At 59.1% G+C, this 18568-nt stretch carries 17 protein-coding genes; 15 read left to right on the forward strand and 2 right to left on the reverse strand.

Going from position 1 to position 18568, the window contains the following annotated elements:
* Positions 1 to 106 precede the first annotated feature (106 nt).
* Together trpE and AAF739_12730 are read right to left on the reverse strand one after the other, a co-directional pair.
* A complete protein-coding gene (gene trpE, locus AAF739_12725) occupies positions 107 to 1627 on the reverse strand; it encodes an anthranilate synthase component I (GenBank protein MEM6383533.1) in 1521 nt (506 codons plus the stop codon).
* A gap of 27 nt (positions 1628 to 1654) precedes the next feature.
* On the reverse strand, positions 1655 to 3550 hold the full coding sequence (locus AAF739_12730) for a peptidylprolyl isomerase (protein ID MEM6383534.1): 1896 nt from the start codon (positions 3548 to 3550) through the stop codon (positions 1655 to 1657).
* A gap of 194 nt (positions 3551 to 3744) precedes the next feature.
* Between AAF739_12730 and tpiA the strand changes: the two genes are divergently transcribed.
* From tpiA to lipA, 15 genes are all read left to right on the forward strand, one after another.
* Positions 3745 to 4524, forward strand: coding sequence for a triose-phosphate isomerase (tpiA, locus tag AAF739_12735; GenBank protein ID MEM6383535.1), 780 nt, complete (start codon positions 3745 to 3747; stop codon positions 4522 to 4524).
* A gap of 211 nt (positions 4525 to 4735) precedes the next feature.
* Positions 4736 to 5122 carry a preprotein translocase subunit SecG gene (gene secG, locus AAF739_12740; protein ID MEM6383536.1) on the forward strand — a complete coding sequence of 129 codons (387 nt, stop codon included), beginning with the start codon at positions 4736 to 4738 and terminating at the stop codon, positions 5120 to 5122.
* Between the two features lie 135 nt (positions 5123 to 5257).
* Positions 5258 to 6889: a CTP synthase gene (locus tag AAF739_12745; protein MEM6383537.1), complete on the forward strand. Its 1632-nt coding sequence runs from the start codon at positions 5258 to 5260 to the stop codon at positions 6887 to 6889.
* A 21-nt stretch (positions 6890 to 6910) separates the two neighbouring features.
* Positions 6911 to 7795, forward strand: coding sequence for a VOC family protein (locus AAF739_12750; protein MEM6383538.1), 885 nt, complete (start codon positions 6911 to 6913; stop codon positions 7793 to 7795).
* Positions 7792 to 8622 carry a 3-deoxy-8-phosphooctulonate synthase gene (gene kdsA, locus AAF739_12755; GenBank protein ID MEM6383539.1) on the forward strand — a complete coding sequence of 277 codons (831 nt, stop codon included), beginning with the start codon at positions 7792 to 7794 and terminating at the stop codon, positions 8620 to 8622. The genes AAF739_12750 and kdsA overlap by 4 nt, the downstream gene beginning before the upstream one ends.
* Before the next feature lie 98 nt (positions 8623 to 8720).
* A complete protein-coding gene (eno, locus tag AAF739_12760) occupies positions 8721 to 9992 on the forward strand; it encodes a phosphopyruvate hydratase (protein MEM6383540.1) in 1272 nt (423 codons plus the stop codon).
* Positions 9993 to 10358: 366 nt separating this feature from the next.
* Positions 10359 to 10673 carry a septum formation initiator family protein gene (locus AAF739_12765; protein ID MEM6383541.1) on the forward strand — a complete coding sequence of 105 codons (315 nt, stop codon included), beginning with the start codon at positions 10359 to 10361 and terminating at the stop codon, positions 10671 to 10673.
* A gap of 395 nt (positions 10674 to 11068) precedes the next feature.
* Positions 11069 to 12160 (forward strand): pyruvate dehydrogenase (acetyl-transferring) E1 component subunit alpha, encoded by a 1092-nt coding sequence (gene pdhA / locus AAF739_12770; GenBank protein MEM6383542.1) that lies wholly within the window; start codon positions 11069 to 11071, stop codon positions 12158 to 12160.
* An 11-nt stretch (positions 12161 to 12171) separates the two neighbouring features.
* Entirely contained in the window at positions 12172 to 13560 is a 1389-nt protein-coding gene (locus AAF739_12775; protein MEM6383543.1) for a pyruvate dehydrogenase complex E1 component subunit beta, read from the forward strand.
* Between the two features lie 9 nt (positions 13561 to 13569).
* On the forward strand, positions 13570 to 14919 hold the full coding sequence (locus AAF739_12780; GenBank protein ID MEM6383544.1) for a pyruvate dehydrogenase complex dihydrolipoamide acetyltransferase: 1350 nt from the start codon (positions 13570 to 13572) through the stop codon (positions 14917 to 14919).
* 105 nt (positions 14920 to 15024) lie between these two features.
* Entirely contained in the window at positions 15025 to 15267 is a 243-nt protein-coding gene (locus AAF739_12785) for a YdcH family protein (protein MEM6383545.1), read from the forward strand.
* A 32-nt stretch (positions 15268 to 15299) separates the two neighbouring features.
* Complete coding sequence (gene lpdA / locus AAF739_12790) at positions 15300 to 16739, forward strand: dihydrolipoyl dehydrogenase (GenBank protein MEM6383546.1); 1440 nt, start codon at positions 15300 to 15302, stop codon at positions 16737 to 16739.
* Positions 16740 to 16783: 44 nt separating this feature from the next.
* Positions 16784 to 17233, forward strand: coding sequence for a hypothetical protein (locus AAF739_12795; GenBank protein ID MEM6383547.1), 450 nt, complete (start codon positions 16784 to 16786; stop codon positions 17231 to 17233).
* An 81-nt stretch (positions 17234 to 17314) separates the two neighbouring features.
* Complete coding sequence (locus tag AAF739_12800; protein ID MEM6383548.1) at positions 17315 to 17566, forward strand: GlsB/YeaQ/YmgE family stress response membrane protein; 252 nt, start codon at positions 17315 to 17317, stop codon at positions 17564 to 17566.
* A gap of 25 nt (positions 17567 to 17591) precedes the next feature.
* The gene (lipA, locus tag AAF739_12805) at positions 17592 to 18557 is read left to right on the forward strand and encodes a lipoyl synthase (GenBank protein MEM6383549.1); all 966 of its coding nucleotides are present in this window, start codon (positions 17592 to 17594) and stop codon (positions 18555 to 18557) included.
* The last annotated feature ends 11 nt before the right edge of the window (positions 18558 to 18568 follow it).

Here is an 18568-nt window from a genome sequence, read left to right on the forward strand (position 1 = left end):
CAAGGGGGAGCGAGACGCCACGTGGCATTCTCGCGTACCCCTCCCATTGGTGGGGAGGGGCTAGGGGTGGGGTGATGCTTTACCGGGAAGGTTTGCCGACAGCCCATCACTGCCCCCGCTGCGACGTGGCCGCAAAGCGCACAGCTTCTTCAGCGGCACGGAACAGAGCCTTGGCCTTGTTCACACATTCGTCCTGTTCCGACTGCGGATCGCTGTCGGCGACGATCCCGGCGCCTGCCTGAACATACATGACGCCGTCTTTCACTACCGCTGTGCGCAGCACGATGCACGTATCCATAGCACCAGAGGCATCAAAATAGCCGACGCAGCCAGCATAGATGCCGCGCTTGTCCCGCTCCAATTCGTCGATGATTTCCATCGCGCGCACTTTTGGGGCTCCGGAAACCGTGCCGGCGGGAAAGCCTGCGCCGAGCGCGTCGAGCGCGTCGAACCGGCCTTCATCCAGCTCGCCGACCACGTTTGAGACGATGTGCATGACGTGACTATAGCGCTCGATAAAGAACTGATCGGTGACCTTAACGGTGCCCATCTTGGCGACCCGGCCAACATCGTTCCGGCCAAGATCCAGCAACATCAGATGCTCAGCGCATTCCTTCGGATCGGCCAGTAGCTCGTCAGCGAGGGCGTTGTCTTCAGAGGGCGTCGCTCCGCGCGGCCGCGTGCCGGCGATTGGACGAATGGTCACCTCGCCATCGCGCGCGCGCACCAGAATTTCCGGGCTTGAGCCTATGATGGTGAAGCCATCGAAGCACAGATAGTAGAGAAAAGGGGCAGGGTTGGTGCGGCGCAGGGCGCGGTAAAGCGCAAAATCGGGAAGCGGGAAGGGTGCTTCGAAGCGCTGCGACAGGACCACCTGAAAGATATCGCCGGCGCGGATGTACTCTTTCGCGCGCTCAACCATAGCCTTGTAGTCCTCTGGCGAGGTGTTCGATGTCACCGTCGGCATTGGCAGTTCTATGGGATCGCTGGAGCGCGGCAGTGGGGTATCGAGGCGGTCAACAGCCTCGGTCAGTCGGTCAATGGCACGCGCATAAGCGGTTGAGGAAGAAACCGCGTCGTCAGGCCGGACGGGCGTGACGATGGTGATTTCATCGCGCACAGCGTCGAAGATAACGATAACCGTCGGTCGCATCAGCAGCATGTCCGGGACGCCCAGGACATCCGGGTTCTGTTGCGGCAGGCGCTCAATCAGGCGCACGGTATCGTAGCCCAGATAGCCGAAGACGCCCGCCGACATTGGCGGCAACCCGTCGGGCAAATCGATACGGCTGTCATCGATCAAGGTCCGCAGCGCATCAAGGGCAGGGGCGTCGAGTTCATCGAAGCCGCCGACCTTGCCGTCGCCAGACACCTGGGCGACGGCCGCGCGGTTGCCGTCCGCCCGGAAGATCAGGTCCGGGCGTAGCCCGATCATCGAATAGCGGCCCCGAACCGCGCCGCCTTCAACAGACTCCAGCAAGAACGCGGTGCTTGCCCCACCTTGGGAGAGTTTCAGCATCGCAGAAACAGGGGTCTCAAGGTCAGCCACAAGGCGTGTGTAGACCACCTGGGCCTGGCCCGCGGAATAGCGTGCGTTAAACGCGTCTGAGGCGGGTTCGATGAGCATGGCTGGCGGTTTGCAACTGTTTGGGGATTACCGGGCGATGCCGCCCACCAAGAGCTGATTTAGCAGGTCCTGGTTGACTTGCACGCCCAGGCTAGCCTGCAGCGCCCCTACATATTGCGTCAGAATGCTGTTCTCGATCGACGGGCCGAGTTCCTCGGCAAGCTGCTGGACGTCTGTCGCTTGCTCGAAAAAGGCGGGCCGCGCCACATCGGTGACGACGAAGACCAGCCGGCTGGTACGGTCGGGAGCTTCAACATCGCCAAAATGGCCTTCAGCCCCCTCAAATGCTGCCACCGTTGCGGGACCACCAAGCTCATCAGGCGCTTCGCCCCGGGTGAAAGGTTCGGTCTGCTGGAGTGGGACATCAAGCGCGAGCGAGAGTGTTTCCAGCGTGCGACCGCGTTCGAGTTCGTCAACGAGTTCGGCCGTGCGGTCGCGCAGCAGGTTGTCACGCTGGTCGGCGATGAAATCGTCGCGTACCCGGCTTTCGGCCTCTTCGAAGGTCAGGTCGCGGGCCGCTTCGATCCCCGTCACGTCGTACCAGACAAAGCCGCCATCGGCCGTATCAACGACATCGTTTTCGAGGCCGACATCGGTTTCAAACATTTCGCCCAGCAGATCGTCGGTCTCGGGAAGTCCGGCATCATTGCCCTCGCGGTCAAAGCCGTTGGAATCGACGGCCGCCACCGTAACCAGCTCAAGATCGAAGCGCTCCGCGATGGTCGCCAGCGTATCGCCGCCCGCGCGCGCGTCCTCAACGGCGTCAAACAGGTTGAACAGATCATCGCGTGCCCGCGCGCGTGCCAGCTCGTCACGAAGCGGACCTTCGAGATTTTCGAACGCTACCGTGCTTTCGCTGCCGATGCTGTTGACCACCATGATGATGTTGCCAAAGCGCCCTTCGATCACGCCGGTAGGACCGGCAGCGGCCAGGGCAAATGCGGCGTCGCCTGCGCTATCGTCGAGGATGGCATCTCTGCGAACAGAACCAAGCTCGGTCACGGTGAAACTGAAGCCATCATCGGCTTGCAGATCGGAGACGCTTTCGCCGGCGGCCAGCCTGTCGCGCGCCCTCGATGCAACAGCGGCATCCGTGAAGAGGAGCTGCGTGACGTCACGCTGACCGGCGGCCGCCCGCGCACCAAGCTCCTGCTCATAGGCGGCACGCACTTCATCTTCCGGCACACCGGCGGGATCGGCAAGCGCCGCCTCCGACAGCACGACCATCTCAACGCTACGATATTCGGGAGCCCGATAGTCCGATGTCCGCTCATTGTAGAACGCCACAAGCTCTTCGTCTGTTGGTGGTGCTGGCGGCTCAAGGTTCTCTTCGGTCAGCCTCAAATAGCTGACCTTGCGCAATTCGTTGGCGTACGTGTTGGCCACCTCCAGCATGAATTGTGGCGGTTGCAGGCCGCCGGTCACACCCTCTGCGAGTTGCTGCCGTGCTGCAAAAGAGCGCGTGTCGGCAACGAAATCATCTTCGGATATGCCGTAGCTGCGCAGAACTTGCTGGAAGAATTGCCGGTTGAACCCGCCAACCTGAAGAAAAATGGGGTCGGACGCGATGCGCTCGGCAAGGCGGGGATCGGAAACCCCGATATTCAGGCGGTCAGCTTCGGAATCGAGCGCCGCTTCCGACGCGAGCTGGCTCAGGAGCTGCCGATCAAGGCCGAACATGCGAGCCTGTTCCATCGTCAGCCCCGTGCCGATCTGCTGGCTCAGCTGGTTAAGCTGCCGCCGCAGGGCAATCTCGAACGTTTCGGCGGAGATTTCAGCATCGCCGACGGCAAGAACCGTCCGCTGGCCGATACCCCCAAAATAGCTGCCAAAACCCAACCCAGCCACGACGGCGACGGACACGAGAATCAAAAAGACTTTGGCAACGGTGCCCTTGGCGCCTTCGCGCATCCTGGTGAGCATGGGTCTAAGCTTTTGTTATATCGTACTATTCAACGAGATGGCTTGATGAAGCCGGACTATAATCAGAAGGGCAGCCGCCTCGCAAGCACACTGCGCATGCGCGCGCCTTTTGCACCTTTTTGCCAAACCTGCTAGCAGGCCCGCGATTTACAGGACAGTTGGGCCAGAATTTGGCCCCAGATTTGGAAAGCGCGATGCCAACCCAAGCAATCCGGCCCCTCGTTGCGGGAAATTGGAAGATGAACGGACTGCGCCGTTCGCTCGATACGATCGAAGCGGTGATGCGCCGCGCAGCCGAAGAGGGTGTGCTCGAGGCGCTCGACCTTCTGGTGTGCCCGCCGGCAACCCTTGCTGCGCTTGCCGTCAAAACCGTCGACACCGTGCCCGTGCATATCGGCGGACAGTATTGCCATGCTGCAGAAAGCGGCGCGCATACCGGCGACATCTCTGCGGAGATGCTTTGCGACCTTGGCGTCGACTTTGTTCTGGCGGGCCACTCCGAGCGCCGTACTGACCATGGCGAGACCGATGCTGAGGTGAACGCCCAGACGCTTGCGGCGTGGCGCGCTGGATTGTGTGCTGTCGTTTGTGTTGGTGAAACCAAGGATGAGCGCGAAGCGGGCCAGGCGGTTGAGATTGTTTCCGGCCAGTTGGCGGCGTCCATCCCCGACGGCGCGACGGCTGAAAACACGGTGGTTGCTTACGAGCCGGTGTGGGCGATTGGCACGGGGCTAACACCCACCGTCGATGACATCGCCCAAATGCATGACTCAATTCGCAGGACCCTTGCGGAACGTTTTGGCGATGCGGGTGCGGCGATGCGCATCCTTTACGGCGGCTCCGTAAAACCAGCGAACGCGGCTGAAGTCTTGAGCCCAACCAATGTCGATGGCGCCTTGGTCGGCGGGGCAAGCCTGTCCGCCAGTGACTTCATGGGTATCGCGACCGCCGTGCGTGACCTTGTTCGGATGTAATGCTCGCAGACTTGGCACGGATCATGGTCAGCGGTTTGGTCTGAAAGGTTTTGCGTTGACGATTGCCTTGGTGTAATCGCCAGCGAGAGGGAAGAGCGCAGTCACCAAGGACCTGCAGCCCTTAGAACACTTGCACTGCAAAGCACGATGCACATCTATCGAGCAGTTGCCGAAACGGTGATGCCCGACCGGAAGAAATTGGGAAGCGCGTATGGAAACGCTTGAGACTGTTTTGATCGTTGTCCACCTGCTGGTGGTTGTTGCCCTTGTCGCTGTGGTGTTGTTGCAGCGCTCAGAGGGTGGCGCACTGGGTATCGGCGGTGGCGGCGGAGGCGGCAACTTCATGTCGAGCCGAGGTCAGGCGAATGTGTTGACGCGGGCGACCGGATTCCTTGCGATCGGCTTTTTCGCCACCTCGATCTCGTTGACCATCCTGGCACAGACAACCGCCGGTCCTTCGTCCATCCTTGATTCGATTCCCGACGCGCAGCCGTCCGGGCCCGGCACCACACTGCTTGAACAGATCGGCGGCGAGGTCGAGCCGGTCACGCCGGATGCGACGGTGCCCGCCGAACCGCAGGTCCCGACGTCGCAGTAAACGGCCGAAAGACGCGAACCTCCTTAGAGCCCGCCGCTTGTCGGCGGGCTTTTTTGTGCGGCATTGCAGCCATGCACAAACAGCTGGCAATGAGTGCTTGTCGGATGCAGTGCTGTTCGCTAGACCCTGAGTCCCATGGCGCGATACATCTTTATCACCGGCGGCGTGGTTTCTTCTCTTGGAAAAGGCATCGCTGCGGCGGCTCTTGGAGCTTTGCTGCAGGCACGTGGCTATAAGGTCCGCATCCGGAAACTCGACCCCTATCTCAACGTCGATCCGGGGACCATGTCTCCAACCCAGCACGGAGAAGTCTTCGTCACCGACGACGGGGCGGAGACCGACCTCGATCTCGGTCATTATGAGCGCTTCACGGGCCGTTCGGCCAACAAGCACGACAACATCACAACCGGCAAAATCTATCAGACGATCATCGCAAAAGAGCGCCGGGGCGATTATCTTGGCGCGACCGTGCAGGTCATCCCACACGTCACCGATACGATCAAAGCCTTCGTTTTGTCAGGAAACGATGACTATGATTTTGTGATCTGCGAAATTGGCGGAACGGTTGGCGATATTGAAGGGCTGCCCTTCTTTGAAGCCATTCGCCAACTCGGCAATGAACTGCCCCGCGGTGATGTCATCTATATGCATCTGACTTTGATGCCGTTCATCCCCAGCGCCGGCGAGTTGAAAACGAAACCGACGCAGCACTCCGTCAAGGAGTTGCGCTCGATCGGCATACAGCCGGATATCCTGATGGTGCGGTGCGACCGGCCTATTCCGCCTGGTGAACGCAAGAAACTGTCACTGTTCTGCAATGTGCGTGAGCAAAGCGTCATCCCCGCACTTGATGTGCCGCACATTTATGACGTGCCGCTTGCCTACCATGACGAAGGTCTCGACGAGGAGGTTCTTGCCGCCTTTCGTATCGACGACGCGCCTCCGCCCGACCTGTCACGGTGGGAGCAAATCTCAACCGGCGTGAAGAACACGGACGGCTCGGTGAAGATTGCAGTCGTGGGCAAGTACACCGACCTGAAGGATGCCTACAAATCTCTGATCGAGGCGCTGACCCATGGCGGTATCGCCAATCGCGTGAAAGTCGATATCGAGTGGATCGCGTCCGAGGTGTTCGAGCGCGAAGACCCCAGCCCCTACCTTGAGGGCGTGAACGGCATACTTGTGCCCGGCGGCTTTGGCCTGCGCGGCGCGGAAGGCAAGATCAACGCAGCGTCCTTCGCGCGGACACGTGGCATTCCCTATTTTGGCATCTGTTACGGCATGCAGATGGCCGTGCTTGACGCGGCTCGCAACCTGGCCGGCATTTCCGGCGCACGGTCCTCTGAGTTCGAGACCGGTGAGGGGCCAATTGTCGTCGGGCTGATGACCGAATGGCTCAAGGGCAACGCGCTGGAAACGCGCGCCACCGAAGGTGACCTTGGAGGAACGATGCGACTTGGCGCCTATGATGCAACACTCGCACCAGGCTCAAAGATTGCATCGATCTATGGCACCAGCCAAATCTCGGAGCGCCATCGGCACCGCTATGAAGTCAATATCGACTACCGCCCGACCCTTGAGAATGCAGGCCTGACGATGGCCGGCTTGTCGCCCGATGGCGTGTTGCCGGAGACCATTGAATATGAGGATCATCCCTGGTTCATAGGGGTTCAATTCCATCCCGAACTCAAATCGCGTCCCTTCGAGCCGCATCCACTATTTGCGTCCTTCATCGAAGCGGCGATAGAACAGAGCCGGCTGGTGTAGCGGGATACCCAAGGCGCATTCATGACCCCAAAAAATGCACTCGACCACGTCGTTGTCGGCGTGCCTGATCTGGCGTCGGCGCGCTTGCGGCTCGAAGCGCTGGGATTTCAGGTTCAGCCTGATGCGCATCACCCGTTCGGCACCGGCAATTGCAACGTTTTTTTTGCCAACGATACCTATTTCGAACCGCTCGCCGTGACGGATCGGGATGCCGAGTTGGCTGCGCTCAAAGAGCCCAACGTCTTCATCAGTCGGTATGACGCGTTCCGGTTCCGCCATGGATACGGTCCCGTCATGGCGGCGTTTACGACGCATAGTGCCCGCGAGATGCAGGAGCGGTTCGAGGCGGATGGCATAAGCGCTGGAGACATCCTGTCCTTCACACGCAAACAAGCGATGCCCGAAGGTGGCGAGACGACCATTGGCGTTCATCTGGCGGTTTCGAGCTGGGATCGTGCGCCGGACATCACCTTGTTCGCCTGCGAGCACCTGACGCGCGAGATACTCTGGCGGCCAGAACGCACCGAACATCCCAACGGTGCCATCGGCATTGGCAGGCTTATCGCGGTCGAACCCAACCCCAGCGATTTCCAGTACATGTTTCAACGAGCAACCGGGGACCGCGATCTGCGCACAACGTCCGTTGGCATCGAGATGGACCTGCCGAACGCCTATGTTTCCGTGCTGTCACCAGACGCGTATGAGGCCATGACCGATCAGGCTGTTGCGCCCTGGGGCCGCGGGCCGCGCATCATGGCCTGTGAAATTGTGGTGGAAGATCTTGGGGCGATGCAGACCATTCTCGAAGGCAATTCGGTTAGCTACGCCGAGCGTGACGGATCGCTTATCATTCCGCCGCAAGACCCTTTCGGCTGTACGCTGATCGTCATGGAGGCGGACGCGTGACGCCAAACCCGCAAGTTGCCGCACGTGATGTGGTTTTTGATAACGCCGCGCCATTCGCCCTGATTGCCGGGCCTTGCCAGATGGAAAGTCGCCAGCATGCCTTCGATATGGCCGGTGCGCTGGTGGAGATATGCTCCGATCTCGGCATCGGCCTCGTTTACAAGACCAGTTTCGACAAGGCCAACCGCACGAGCCTTTCCGGCAAACGGGGCGTCGGCCTCGACAAGGCGCTGGGCGTCTTTGCGGATTTGCGCGGTGAACTCGGTGTTCCGCTTCTGACCGACGTTCATCTGCCTGAGCAGTGCAAGCCCGTTTCAGACGTGGTCGATATCTTGCAGATACCGGCATTCCTGTGCCGCCAGACAGACTTGCTTATTGCGGCTGCGGAAACCGGTGCCGTGATCAACGTAAAGAAGGGACAGTTCCTCGCGCCTTGGGACATGAAGAATGTTCTCGACAAGCTCACGGGGTCAGGCAACGCAAATGTCCTGCTTACCGAGCGAGGCGCGTCGTTTGGCTACAACGCGCTGGTGGTCGACATGCGCTCACTACCGACCATGGCGGCGATGGGCGCGCCGGTGATCTTCGATGCGACACACTCGGTTCAGCAGCCGGGCGGGCGGGGCGGCTCGACCGGCGGCCAGCGGGAGTTCGTGGAGCCCTTGGCGCGGGCGGCGCTCGCGACCGGTATTGCCGGGCTGTTCATCGAAACACACCAGTACCCTGAGAACGCTCCGTCCGATGGGCCCAACATGATTCCACTTTCTGATATGAGGGCGCTGTTGGCGCGGCTCAAGATGATCGACGCGGCAGCAAAAGCGCTGTGAGCGCTCGATCAAACTGGGCTGGTCGCTAGGCCTATTTCACGTTACCAGAGCCAAGCAAGGCTTCACCAACGCAGCCGCTTTTCCGGGGGGAACCATCCATGACAGCCATTGTCGACGTCCACGCGCGCCAAATCTTTGATAGCCGGGGCAATCCAACGGTCGAAGTCGATGTCGAACTTCAAGACGGTACCCTCGGCCGGGCTGCGGTCCCATCTGGTGCGTCAACGGGTGCGCATGAAGCGGTCGAACTGCGCGATGGCGGCGACGCCTACAAAGGCAAGGGCGTTATGGGAGCGGTCGACAACGTCAACGTCGAACTGTGTGAGGCGCTTCTGGGCTTTGATGCCGAAGACCAGATCGACATCGACAATACGATGATCGCGCTTGACGGGACGGACAACAAAGGACGCTTGGGGGCCAATGCTATCCTTGGGGTGTCACTCGCCAACGCAAAAGCGGCAGCAACAGCCTGCAATCTGCCGCTCTACCGCTATCTGGGCGGGCCTTCGGCGCGGGTGCTGCCTGTACCAATGATGAACATCATCAATGGCGGCGAGCACGCCGACAACCCGATCGACTTTCAAGAATTCATGATCATGCCGGTGGGGGCGGAGACCCTTGCCCATGCTGTGCGAATGGGCACGGAGATCTTCCATACCCTCAAAAAAGCGCTGTCAGACGCGGGTCAGAACACGAATGTTGGAGACGAGGGTGGCTTCGCGCCTGACCTCGACACAGCCGGGGCCTTGGATTTCGTGATGAAGGCGGTCGAGGCTGCCGGCTACCGTCCCGGCGACGACGTCATGCTGGCGCTTGATGTCGCGTCGACGGAATTCTACGCCGATGGGACCTACACGATGAAAGGTGAGGGCAAAACGCTGTCGTCCTCTGATATGGTCGACTTTCTCGCTGAGCTTGTTGGCAAATATCCAATTGTTTCAATTGAAGATGGAATGGCCGAAGACGATTGGGATGGCTGGGCGGCTTTGACCGCCAAAATCGGCGACAAGGTCCAGCTTGTGGGCGATGATTTGTTCGTCACCAACCCCAAGCGGCTCAAGACAGGCATTGACCAGAAATCAGCGAACTCAATCCTTGTGAAGGTTAACCAGATCGGTACGCTGACAGAAACGTTGACCGCCGTTGATATGGCCCACCGGGCATCCTTCACGGCGGTCATGAGCCACCGCTCTGGCGAAACCGAAGACGCGACGATCGCAGACCTTTCCGTTGCGACCAATTGCGGGCAGATCAAGACAGGATCGCTGGCGCGTTCGGACCGGCTCGCAAAGTACAACCAGCTCATCCGCATAGAGGAAGAGCTCGGCGACGCTGCCGTCTATCATGGTCGGAATGTGTTGAAACAGTAGCAAATGTCCAATCGTGCGCATGCGCTTACTGCCGTGGCTTTGGCTGTGCTTTGCTTTTCAGTCATCAGTATCGTTATGGGAGAGATGACGGTGTTTGTCGCTGTGGTTTCTGTTGCCGTCGGCTTCGGTTACTGGCTCACACGGGGCGCTTTACCCTTCTGAGAACCGTTCATCGCAAGGCCAAACCGGTGATGACCACGCCCGTCGATCGGCCATCTCGTACACTGGACCTGCACACTTAAATCGTTAACTCGGCAAAATTTGCCCATTAACCATTCCCCTTAGCAAGCGGCTAACGTCGCATGGTGATGGTGAGGGTGCTTCGGATTTTGTTTTGCGTACCGGGGCAGGAGCTTTTCGCCCGCAATGGTCATGCTAACCCGCCACAAACGTCGCTCGCGCCGAACGCTGTATCTGTTTCGCGTGTCGATGTTCGCTTTCGGCTTATACTTCGCGTATCACGCCTTCCACGGTGACCATGGTCTCTTTGCGTTTGCCGAGGTTGAGCAACGTGTCGTCGAGTTGGAAGGCGAGCTGGCTGAACTCACGGAACGTAAGCAGGCGTTGGAAGTTCGGGTTCGCGCCCTTCATGCCAGCGCGTTGGATGGTGACTTGCTTGATGAGCGAGCACGGAGCAACCTTGCGTTGATCGCTGACGGCGAGCGCATCATCCTGCCATAACAGGTGATCCCTCGGCCATGAACGTGGCCAAGCAGGCACGAATGTCGAGCAGGCGCGCAAAACCACCTCCCTGTGATGACCTAAACCCATTTTTGTGTGCGCTGCGGCATATAAGATGTGCGGCGCAGCAAAATTAATCACTATTCAGTTAAATTCGCTCAAGTTGCTGAAATTACGCATTTATACGGTCCCAAATGCGCCCTCCGTTGGGCTTTTCCTGCGCCCAATTCTTCGATACGTGTCAAGCAATAGACGTTCGGGAGGCGTCATCCTTCGATGCCGAAAACGGCGCGATACTTCGCATTTTCGGCCTTAGGCTGCACCCCCGACTTTGAAACCTGCGCATCTGTTGCGCCAAAGCACGCCAGTAAGGTGTGTCATCAGGGAGTGTGCCCATGGCGAGAGCCGCCCGCTCGACGAGCAAAACAACCAGCAAGACAGCGTCCAAGACGGCCTCTAAGACCGCTCCCAGGACAGCTAGAAAGACGACGCGGCGCTCAAGCGCAAAAACCAGCCCTGCCATTACGGAGTTCGATAAGGATCAGGAGCTGCACGCGTACCGCGAAATGCTCATGATTCGCCGCTTTGAGGAGAAGGCTGGTCAGCTCTACGGCATGGGTCTCATTGGCGGTTTCTGTCACCTGTATATCGGCCAGGAAGCGGTCGTTATTGGCATGCAGATGGCGATGATCGAGGGCGATCAGGTCATCACCAGTTATCGTGATCATGGCCACATGCTGGCGACCGGCATGGAGAGCCGGGGCGTTATGGCCGAGCTGACCGGGCGCAGTGGCGGTTATTCGCGGGGCAAGGGCGGCTCGATGCACATGTTCAGTCGCGAGAAACACTTCTATGGCGGCCATGGCATTGTCGGCGCGCAGGTGTCGCTTGGCTCGGGCCTGGGCTTCGCCAACAAGTACCGCGAAAATGGCAATGTGTCGGTGACCTATTTCGGTGACGGGTCGGCGAACCAGGGGCAGGTTTACGAGAGCTTCAACATGGCGAAGCTTTGGGATTTGCCTGTCGTCTACATCATCGAAAACAACAAATATGCGATGGGGACGAGCATTGAGCGCTCGTCATCCACTACCGATCTGTCGCAGCGTGGCATCTCGTTTGGCATCCCCGGTGAGCAGGTCGACGGCATGGACGTCCGCGCGGTCTACGCTGCCGGCAAGAAGGCCCTTGAGTACGCCCGTTCAGGCAAAGGTCCGTACATCCTAGAAATGCTGACCTACCGCTATCGCGGCCATTCGATGTCGGACCCGGCCAAGTACCGCACCAAGGACGAGGTGCAGAAAATGCGTGCCGAGCACGACCCGATCGAACAGGTGAAATCCCGCCTGATCGAAGCCGGGCTTGCGTCCGAGGACGACCTCAAGGCCATCGACAAGGATGTGCGCGCCATCGTCACAGATGCCGCGGAGTTTGCCCAGAACGATCCTGAACCCGATCCGTCGGAACTGTTCACAGACATCACGCTTTAAGGGGGAGCATTATGCCTATTGATATTCTGATGCCCGCTCTCTCTCCAACGATGGAAGAGGGCAAACTCGCCAAATGGCTCAAAGCCGAGGGCGATGACGTTACCTCCGGCGATGTGATCGCCGAAATCGAAACCGACAAAGCCACGATGGAAGTCGAGGCCGTCGATGAGGGCAAGATTGGAAAGATCCTCATTGCCGAGGGAACAGATGCGGTCAAAGTCAACGAGGTGATTGCTGTTCTTCTCGAAGACGGGGAGGATGCAACGGCTATTGGTTCAGGTGGCAGTGCGCCTGCGCCGGCGGCAGCTGAAGCGCCCGCTTCTACCACGCCTGAACCAGGGCCTGTGCCATCTGTGCCTGCTGCGCCGGTTACCAGTGAGGTCGCCTCCGATCCCGACATTCCCGAGGGCACGGAAATGGTGCCGACAACGGTGCGCGAGGCTCTGCGCGACGCCATGGCCGAAGAGATGCGGCATGATGAAGATGTCTTCCTCATGGGTGAGGAGGTCGCCAACTATCAAGGCGCTTACAAAATCTCGCAGGGGCTGTTGCAGGAATTCGGAGAGAAGCGGGTCATCGATACGCCGATCACCGAGCATGGCTTCACTGGCATCGCCGTTGGTGCTGCGCTGACCGGACTGCGGCCCATCGTTGAGTTCATGACCTTCAACTTCGCCATGCAGGCGATTGACCAGATCATCAACTCGGCAGCCAAGACACTGTACATGTCTGGCGGCCAGATGGGCGCACCCATGGTGTTCCGTGGTCCCAATGGCGCGGCGGCGCGCGTTGCGGCCCAGCACAGCCAGGATTACGCGGCGTGGTACTCGTCTATACCCGGCCTGAAGGTTATCCAGCCCTACACGGCTTCCGACGCAAAAGGCCTTTTGAAGGCTGCCATCCGCGATCCGAACCCGGTCGTGTTTCTTGAAAACGAGATTCTCTACGGCCAAACCTTCGATGTGCCCAAGCTCGATGATCACGTTTTGCCGATCGGCAAAGCGCGGATTGCAAGAACTGGCTCGGATGTAACACTCGTCTCGTTCGGGATCGGGATGACCTATGCCGAAAAGGCAGCCGACGAGTTAGCCGGTATGGGCATCTCTGCGGAGGTGATCGATATGCGCACCTTGCGGCCGATGGACCTCGATACGGTCATCGCATCGGTTCGCAAAACCAATCGCTGCGTCACGATCGAAGAGGGTTTCCCGGTCTGTTCAATCGGCTCGGAGATTACCGCGCAGCTAATGGAGCGCGCGTTCGACGATCTTGATGCTCCGGTTATCCGGATTGCCGGCAAAGACGTGCCCATGCCCTATGCGGCCAACCTAGAAAAGCTTGCCTTGCCGAACGTTGGCGAGGTGATCGAGGCCGTCAAAGCTGTGACATACAAAGCGTAAGGAAGACAGATGCCCATCAATATTCTGATGCCCGCCCTGTCTCCCACGATGGAGGAGGGCAACCTCGCCAAATGGCTGGTCAAAGAGGGTGACAGCGTCACCTCCGGCGATGTTCTGGCCGAGATTGAAACCGACAAGGCGACGATGGAAGTTGAAGCTGTCGATGAAGGGACGGTCGGAAAGATCGTCGTTCCGGATGGGACGGCGGGCGTAAAGGTCAATGAGTTGATCGCCGTACTCCTGGAAGACGGCGAAGACGCCTCAGCTATGGATGCCGCACCTGCGCCTCCGTCAGCGCCAGAACCGTCCGCCGGACCTGCGGCGACCGTCGGTGGTGGCGAGACGCAGACTGGACTGCCAAGCCATGTCCATACGCATCCCGCGGAGCCGACACCGCCTGCGCCGGTCGTTGGCGGCAACCGCATCATCGCCTCTCCGTTGGCGCGTCGTCTGGCCAAGCAGAACGGGATCGATCTGGCCGCTCTTTCGGGTTCGGGCCCGCGTGGGCGGATCATCAAAGCCGATATCGAAGCCGCCATCTCTTCCGGCAGCGCTCCGTCGCAAGCGACGACCTCTTCTGCCGCCGCGCCCCCCGCGGCCGCGAAAGCCGTCCCTTCGGGCATGTCGGATGATGCGGTCCTCAAGAACTTCGAGGAAGGCTCTTACGAACTGGTAGCCCATGACGGGATGCGCAAGACGATTGCGAGCCGACTAACCGAGTCCAAGCAAACCATTCCACACTTTTACGTATCGGTGGATTGCCAGCTCGATGAACTCCTGGCTCTGCGCTCGCAACTGAACAAGTCTGCACCTGTGAACGACGACAAGCCCGCTTACAAATTGTCGGTCAACGACATGGTGATCAAGGCGCTCGCGCTGGCGCTTCGCGATGTACCGGAAGCGAACGTATCCTGGACGTCGAGCGACATGGTCAAGCACAAGCACGCCGATGTCGGTGTTGCCGTATCCATTCCCGGTGGTTTGATCACGCCGATCATCCGGCGAGCCGAGGAGAAGCCTCTGTCCGTCATTTCCAACGAGATGAAAGACCTCGGCAAGCGCGCGAAGGATCGCAAGCTCGCACCCAATGAATATCAGGGTGGAACGACGGCGGTCTCGAACATGGGGATGATGGGTGTGTCGAATTTCTCGGCGGTCGTGAACCCGCCGCACGCAACGATCCTGGCGGTTGGCGCAGGTGAACAGCGCCCCGTCGTGAAAGATGGCGCGTTGGCAATCGCTACCGTCATGACGGTGACCTTGTCGACCGACCATCGCTGCGTCGATGGTGCGCTGGGCGCGGAGCTTTTGGGGGCATTCAAAGGCTACATCGAAAACCCGATGAGCATGTTGGTGTAGCGGCGCGCCGCTCGCATACGTGTTCAACACGATCAAGCAACGGTTGGGGTGCGTTTAACGAGGCGATAAAGTGGGCAAATTAAACCGTTTTCAATGGAGATGCCCATGTCCCACGTGCCCCACGAACTGGCCGAGGAATTTCCCGATCACACAGACCTGATGCATCAACTCAAGGTAAGCAATGCCCATTTTGCGAAGCTTTTCGATGCCTATCACGACGTGAATCGGGCCGTTCACAGAGCCGAAACAAATGTTGAGCCGACCGACGATGCGCACATGGACTCGATGCGCCGCGAACGGATGCAGCTCAAGGATGAAATCTACGGGATGCTGTCCGCCGCAAGCTAGGCGCATCATCCCGGCGAAACGGGAGAAACGCTGTGGCAGACCAGTATGATGTAATCGTGATCGGCGGCGGGCCAGGGGGCTACGTGGCAGCCATCCGCGCTGCGCAGCTCGGTATGAAGACCGCCGTTGTTGAACGCGAGCATCTTGGTGGCATTTGCCTCAATTGGGGCTGTATTCCGACCAAGGCGCTTCTTCGGTCGGCGGAAATCTACCATTATATGGAGCACGCCAAGGACTACGGTCTTTCCGCGCAGGGTATCGGTTTCGATGCCGCTGCGGTCGTCAAGCGCTCGCGTGGTGTGTCGGCGCAACTCAATGGCGGCGTTGGTTTCCTGCTCAAAAAGAACAAGGTCGATGTTCTTTGGGGCGAAGCGTCGATCACGAAGGTCGGCGAAGTCAAGGTCGGCAAGCCCAGCAAGCCTGCCGTAGAACCTGCACACCCCGCGCCCAAGGGCACAAAAGGCGAGGGGACTTACAGCGCCAAACACATCATCATTTCAACCGGCGCGCGCCCACGGGTGATCCCTGGGATTGAACCAGACGGCAAGACCATCTGGACCTATTTTGAGGCCATGGTGCCGCCATCCATGCCCAAGTCACTGCTGGTGATGGGTTCGGGCGCAATCGGCATCGAGTTTGCGAGCTTCTACGCAACGATGGGCGTGGACGTGACCGTGGTCGAGATGGTGGATCAGATCATGCCCGTTGAGGACGCTGAAATCGCCGGCATCGCGGCCAAACAGTTCAAGAAGCAGGGCATGAAGATCATCACCGGTGCCAAGGTCGGCAAGGTCGAAAAGGCGGGCGCCGGTATCAAGGCAACCGTCGAGACGAAAGATGGCAAGAGCCAGGTTATCGAAGCCGAAAAATTGATCTCCGCTGTCGGTGTTGTTGGCAACACGGAGAACCTTGGTCTTGAAAAGCTTGGTGTGAAAACCGATCGCGGGATCGTCTCCGTTGATGGGTACGGCAATACGTCCGTGAAGGGGATTTATGCAATCGGCGATGTCGCTGGGCCGCCCATGCTTGCTCACAAGGCCGAGCATGAAGGCGTCATCTGCGTGGAAAAGATAGCGGGCATGGATGTCCACCCAATGGACAAGGCAAAAATTCCAGGGTGCACCTACTGCAATCCGCAGGTCGCTTCAGTGGGGCTCACGGAACAGAAAGCCAAGGACGCCGGGCACAAGGTCAAGGTTGGCCGCTTTCCCTTTGTTGGCAACGGCAAAGCGATCGCGCTCGGCGAGCCCGATGGGCTTGTGAAGACCGTTTTTGATGCCGACACGGGCCAGCTTTTGGGCGCCCACATGGTAGGCGCCGAGGTTACAGAGCTCATCCAAGGTTATGTGGTCGCGATGAACCTTGAGACCACCGAGGAAGACCTCATGCACACCGTCTTCCCGCACCCGACCCTGTCGGAAATGATGCATGAGAGCGTTCTCGACGCCTATGACCGTGTCATCCACACCTGACACAACGAACAAAACAAAAATCCGGAACTGTTGGGGAAGAACGCGTGCGAACACGACCATCGAAGATTGGTGCAGCCTTTGTCTGCCTCGCTGTCGCGGCAGGCAGCTTTTTTGGGATGTCCGCGACCGTGGCGAACGCCGATAGCTGCTGGGATCACAACGGGTCGCTGATGCGGCTGACGGCCAACGGGCAAAACCGGACTATGATGTACGAGACGACGCCGCACAGCTGGCAGGGTGCGGCGGGTGTGAGACGGGGTACTGTTCTGTTTGAAGGTCGTAACGTTGGGGACTATTACACCGGAACTGCCCGCGTCTTCTCGCGGTTTTGCCCAGGTTCCCCACTGCTTTACGGGGTGGAAGGGCCGGTCACGCGGCCGTCGGGACAGATCACCATCACCATGCGCGGAACACGCGATGCAAACGACCAGTGTGCGGCAACCGGCCGTATGGTCACCGACACGCTCGTTTTTCGTTTCGTGCGTGAATGCTGATGCGGCTTCTCCTTGCGCCTTGCGCAAACAGCCTTATTTTCTGGTATCGAATAAGTTCTAGCTAATTGAGGAAACACTGCCATGCAGGGCGTAGGTTTGATCGGCTTTCTCGTAATCGGCCTGATCGCCGGTTTCATCGCCGAAAAGGTGATGAAGTCAAACCACGGTCTGCTGACCAATCTGATCGTCGGGATCATTGGTGCCTACCTTGGCGGCTTTCTGGCAGGGGTCCTTGGGATCAGCTTTTACGGCTTCCTGGGCAGCCTTGTAGTCGCGTCAGTTGGCGCAATTGTCTTCTTGTTCCTTTTGGGAATGATCAAGGGTCGTCGCTAGGCAACTCGGGTTTTTGGGAGAAACCATGGTCACACTGATCGACCGCACGCAGGCGGCCCGCAAGGCGCGGCCACGCCATCCGGAGAAGGCGCACAAGCCCGATAGCGAGCGACTGGAAAAGCCGCACTGGATTCGCGTGCGCGCACCGGTTTCAAAAGGCTACCAGGAAACGAACTCGATTGTTCGCGAGAACAAGCTCGTCACCGTTTGCGAAGAGGCCGGTTGCCCCAACATAGGCGAATGTTGGGATAAGAAGCACGCAACCTTCATGATCATGGGTGAGATCTGCACCCGGGCCTGTGCCTTCTGCAACATTACAACGGGCGTTCCGACTTCGCTTGATTTCGATGAGCCTCGGCGCGTTGCGGAAGCGACGCGGCAGATGGGCCTCAAACACGTCGTGATCACCTCAGTCGACCGAGATGATCTCAAGGACGGCGGGGCCAAGCACTTTGTCGAGGTTATCGAAGCGGTGCGTGCGGAATCGCCGGAAACCACCATCGAGATCCTAACGCCGGACTTCCTGCGCAAACCAGGTGCCATTGAGACCGTGGCTCGGGCGAAGCCGGATGTGTTCAACCACAACCTTGAAACTGTTCCCTCCAACTATCTGAAGGTCCGCCCTGGCGCCCGCTACTTCCATTCAATCCGTCTGCTGCAGATGGTCAAAGAGGTGGAACCGACCACCTTTACGAAATCGGGCATCATGGTTGGTCTCGGTGAGGAACGGAACGAAGTCTTGCAAGTGATGGACGATCTGCGTGCCGCAGACGTCGATTTCCTGACGATTGGTCAGTATTTGCAGCCCACCCGAAAGCATCATCCGATCAAGCGCTTTGTAACGCCCGATGAGTTCAAGGCTTTTGAAAAGATCGCCTACGCTAAGGGCTTTCTCATGGTGTCGTCGTCCCCTTTGACCCGCTCGTCGCACCATGCCGGTGATGATTTCGCGAAGCTCAAAGCAGCTCGTCTCCAGACCCACGGCTTCTAAGTAAGCCGGAT

It is taken from the genome of Pseudomonadota bacterium (assembly GCA_039024915.1).
Taxonomy (GTDB): Bacteria; Pseudomonadota; Alphaproteobacteria; order Rhizobiales; family MH13; genus MH13.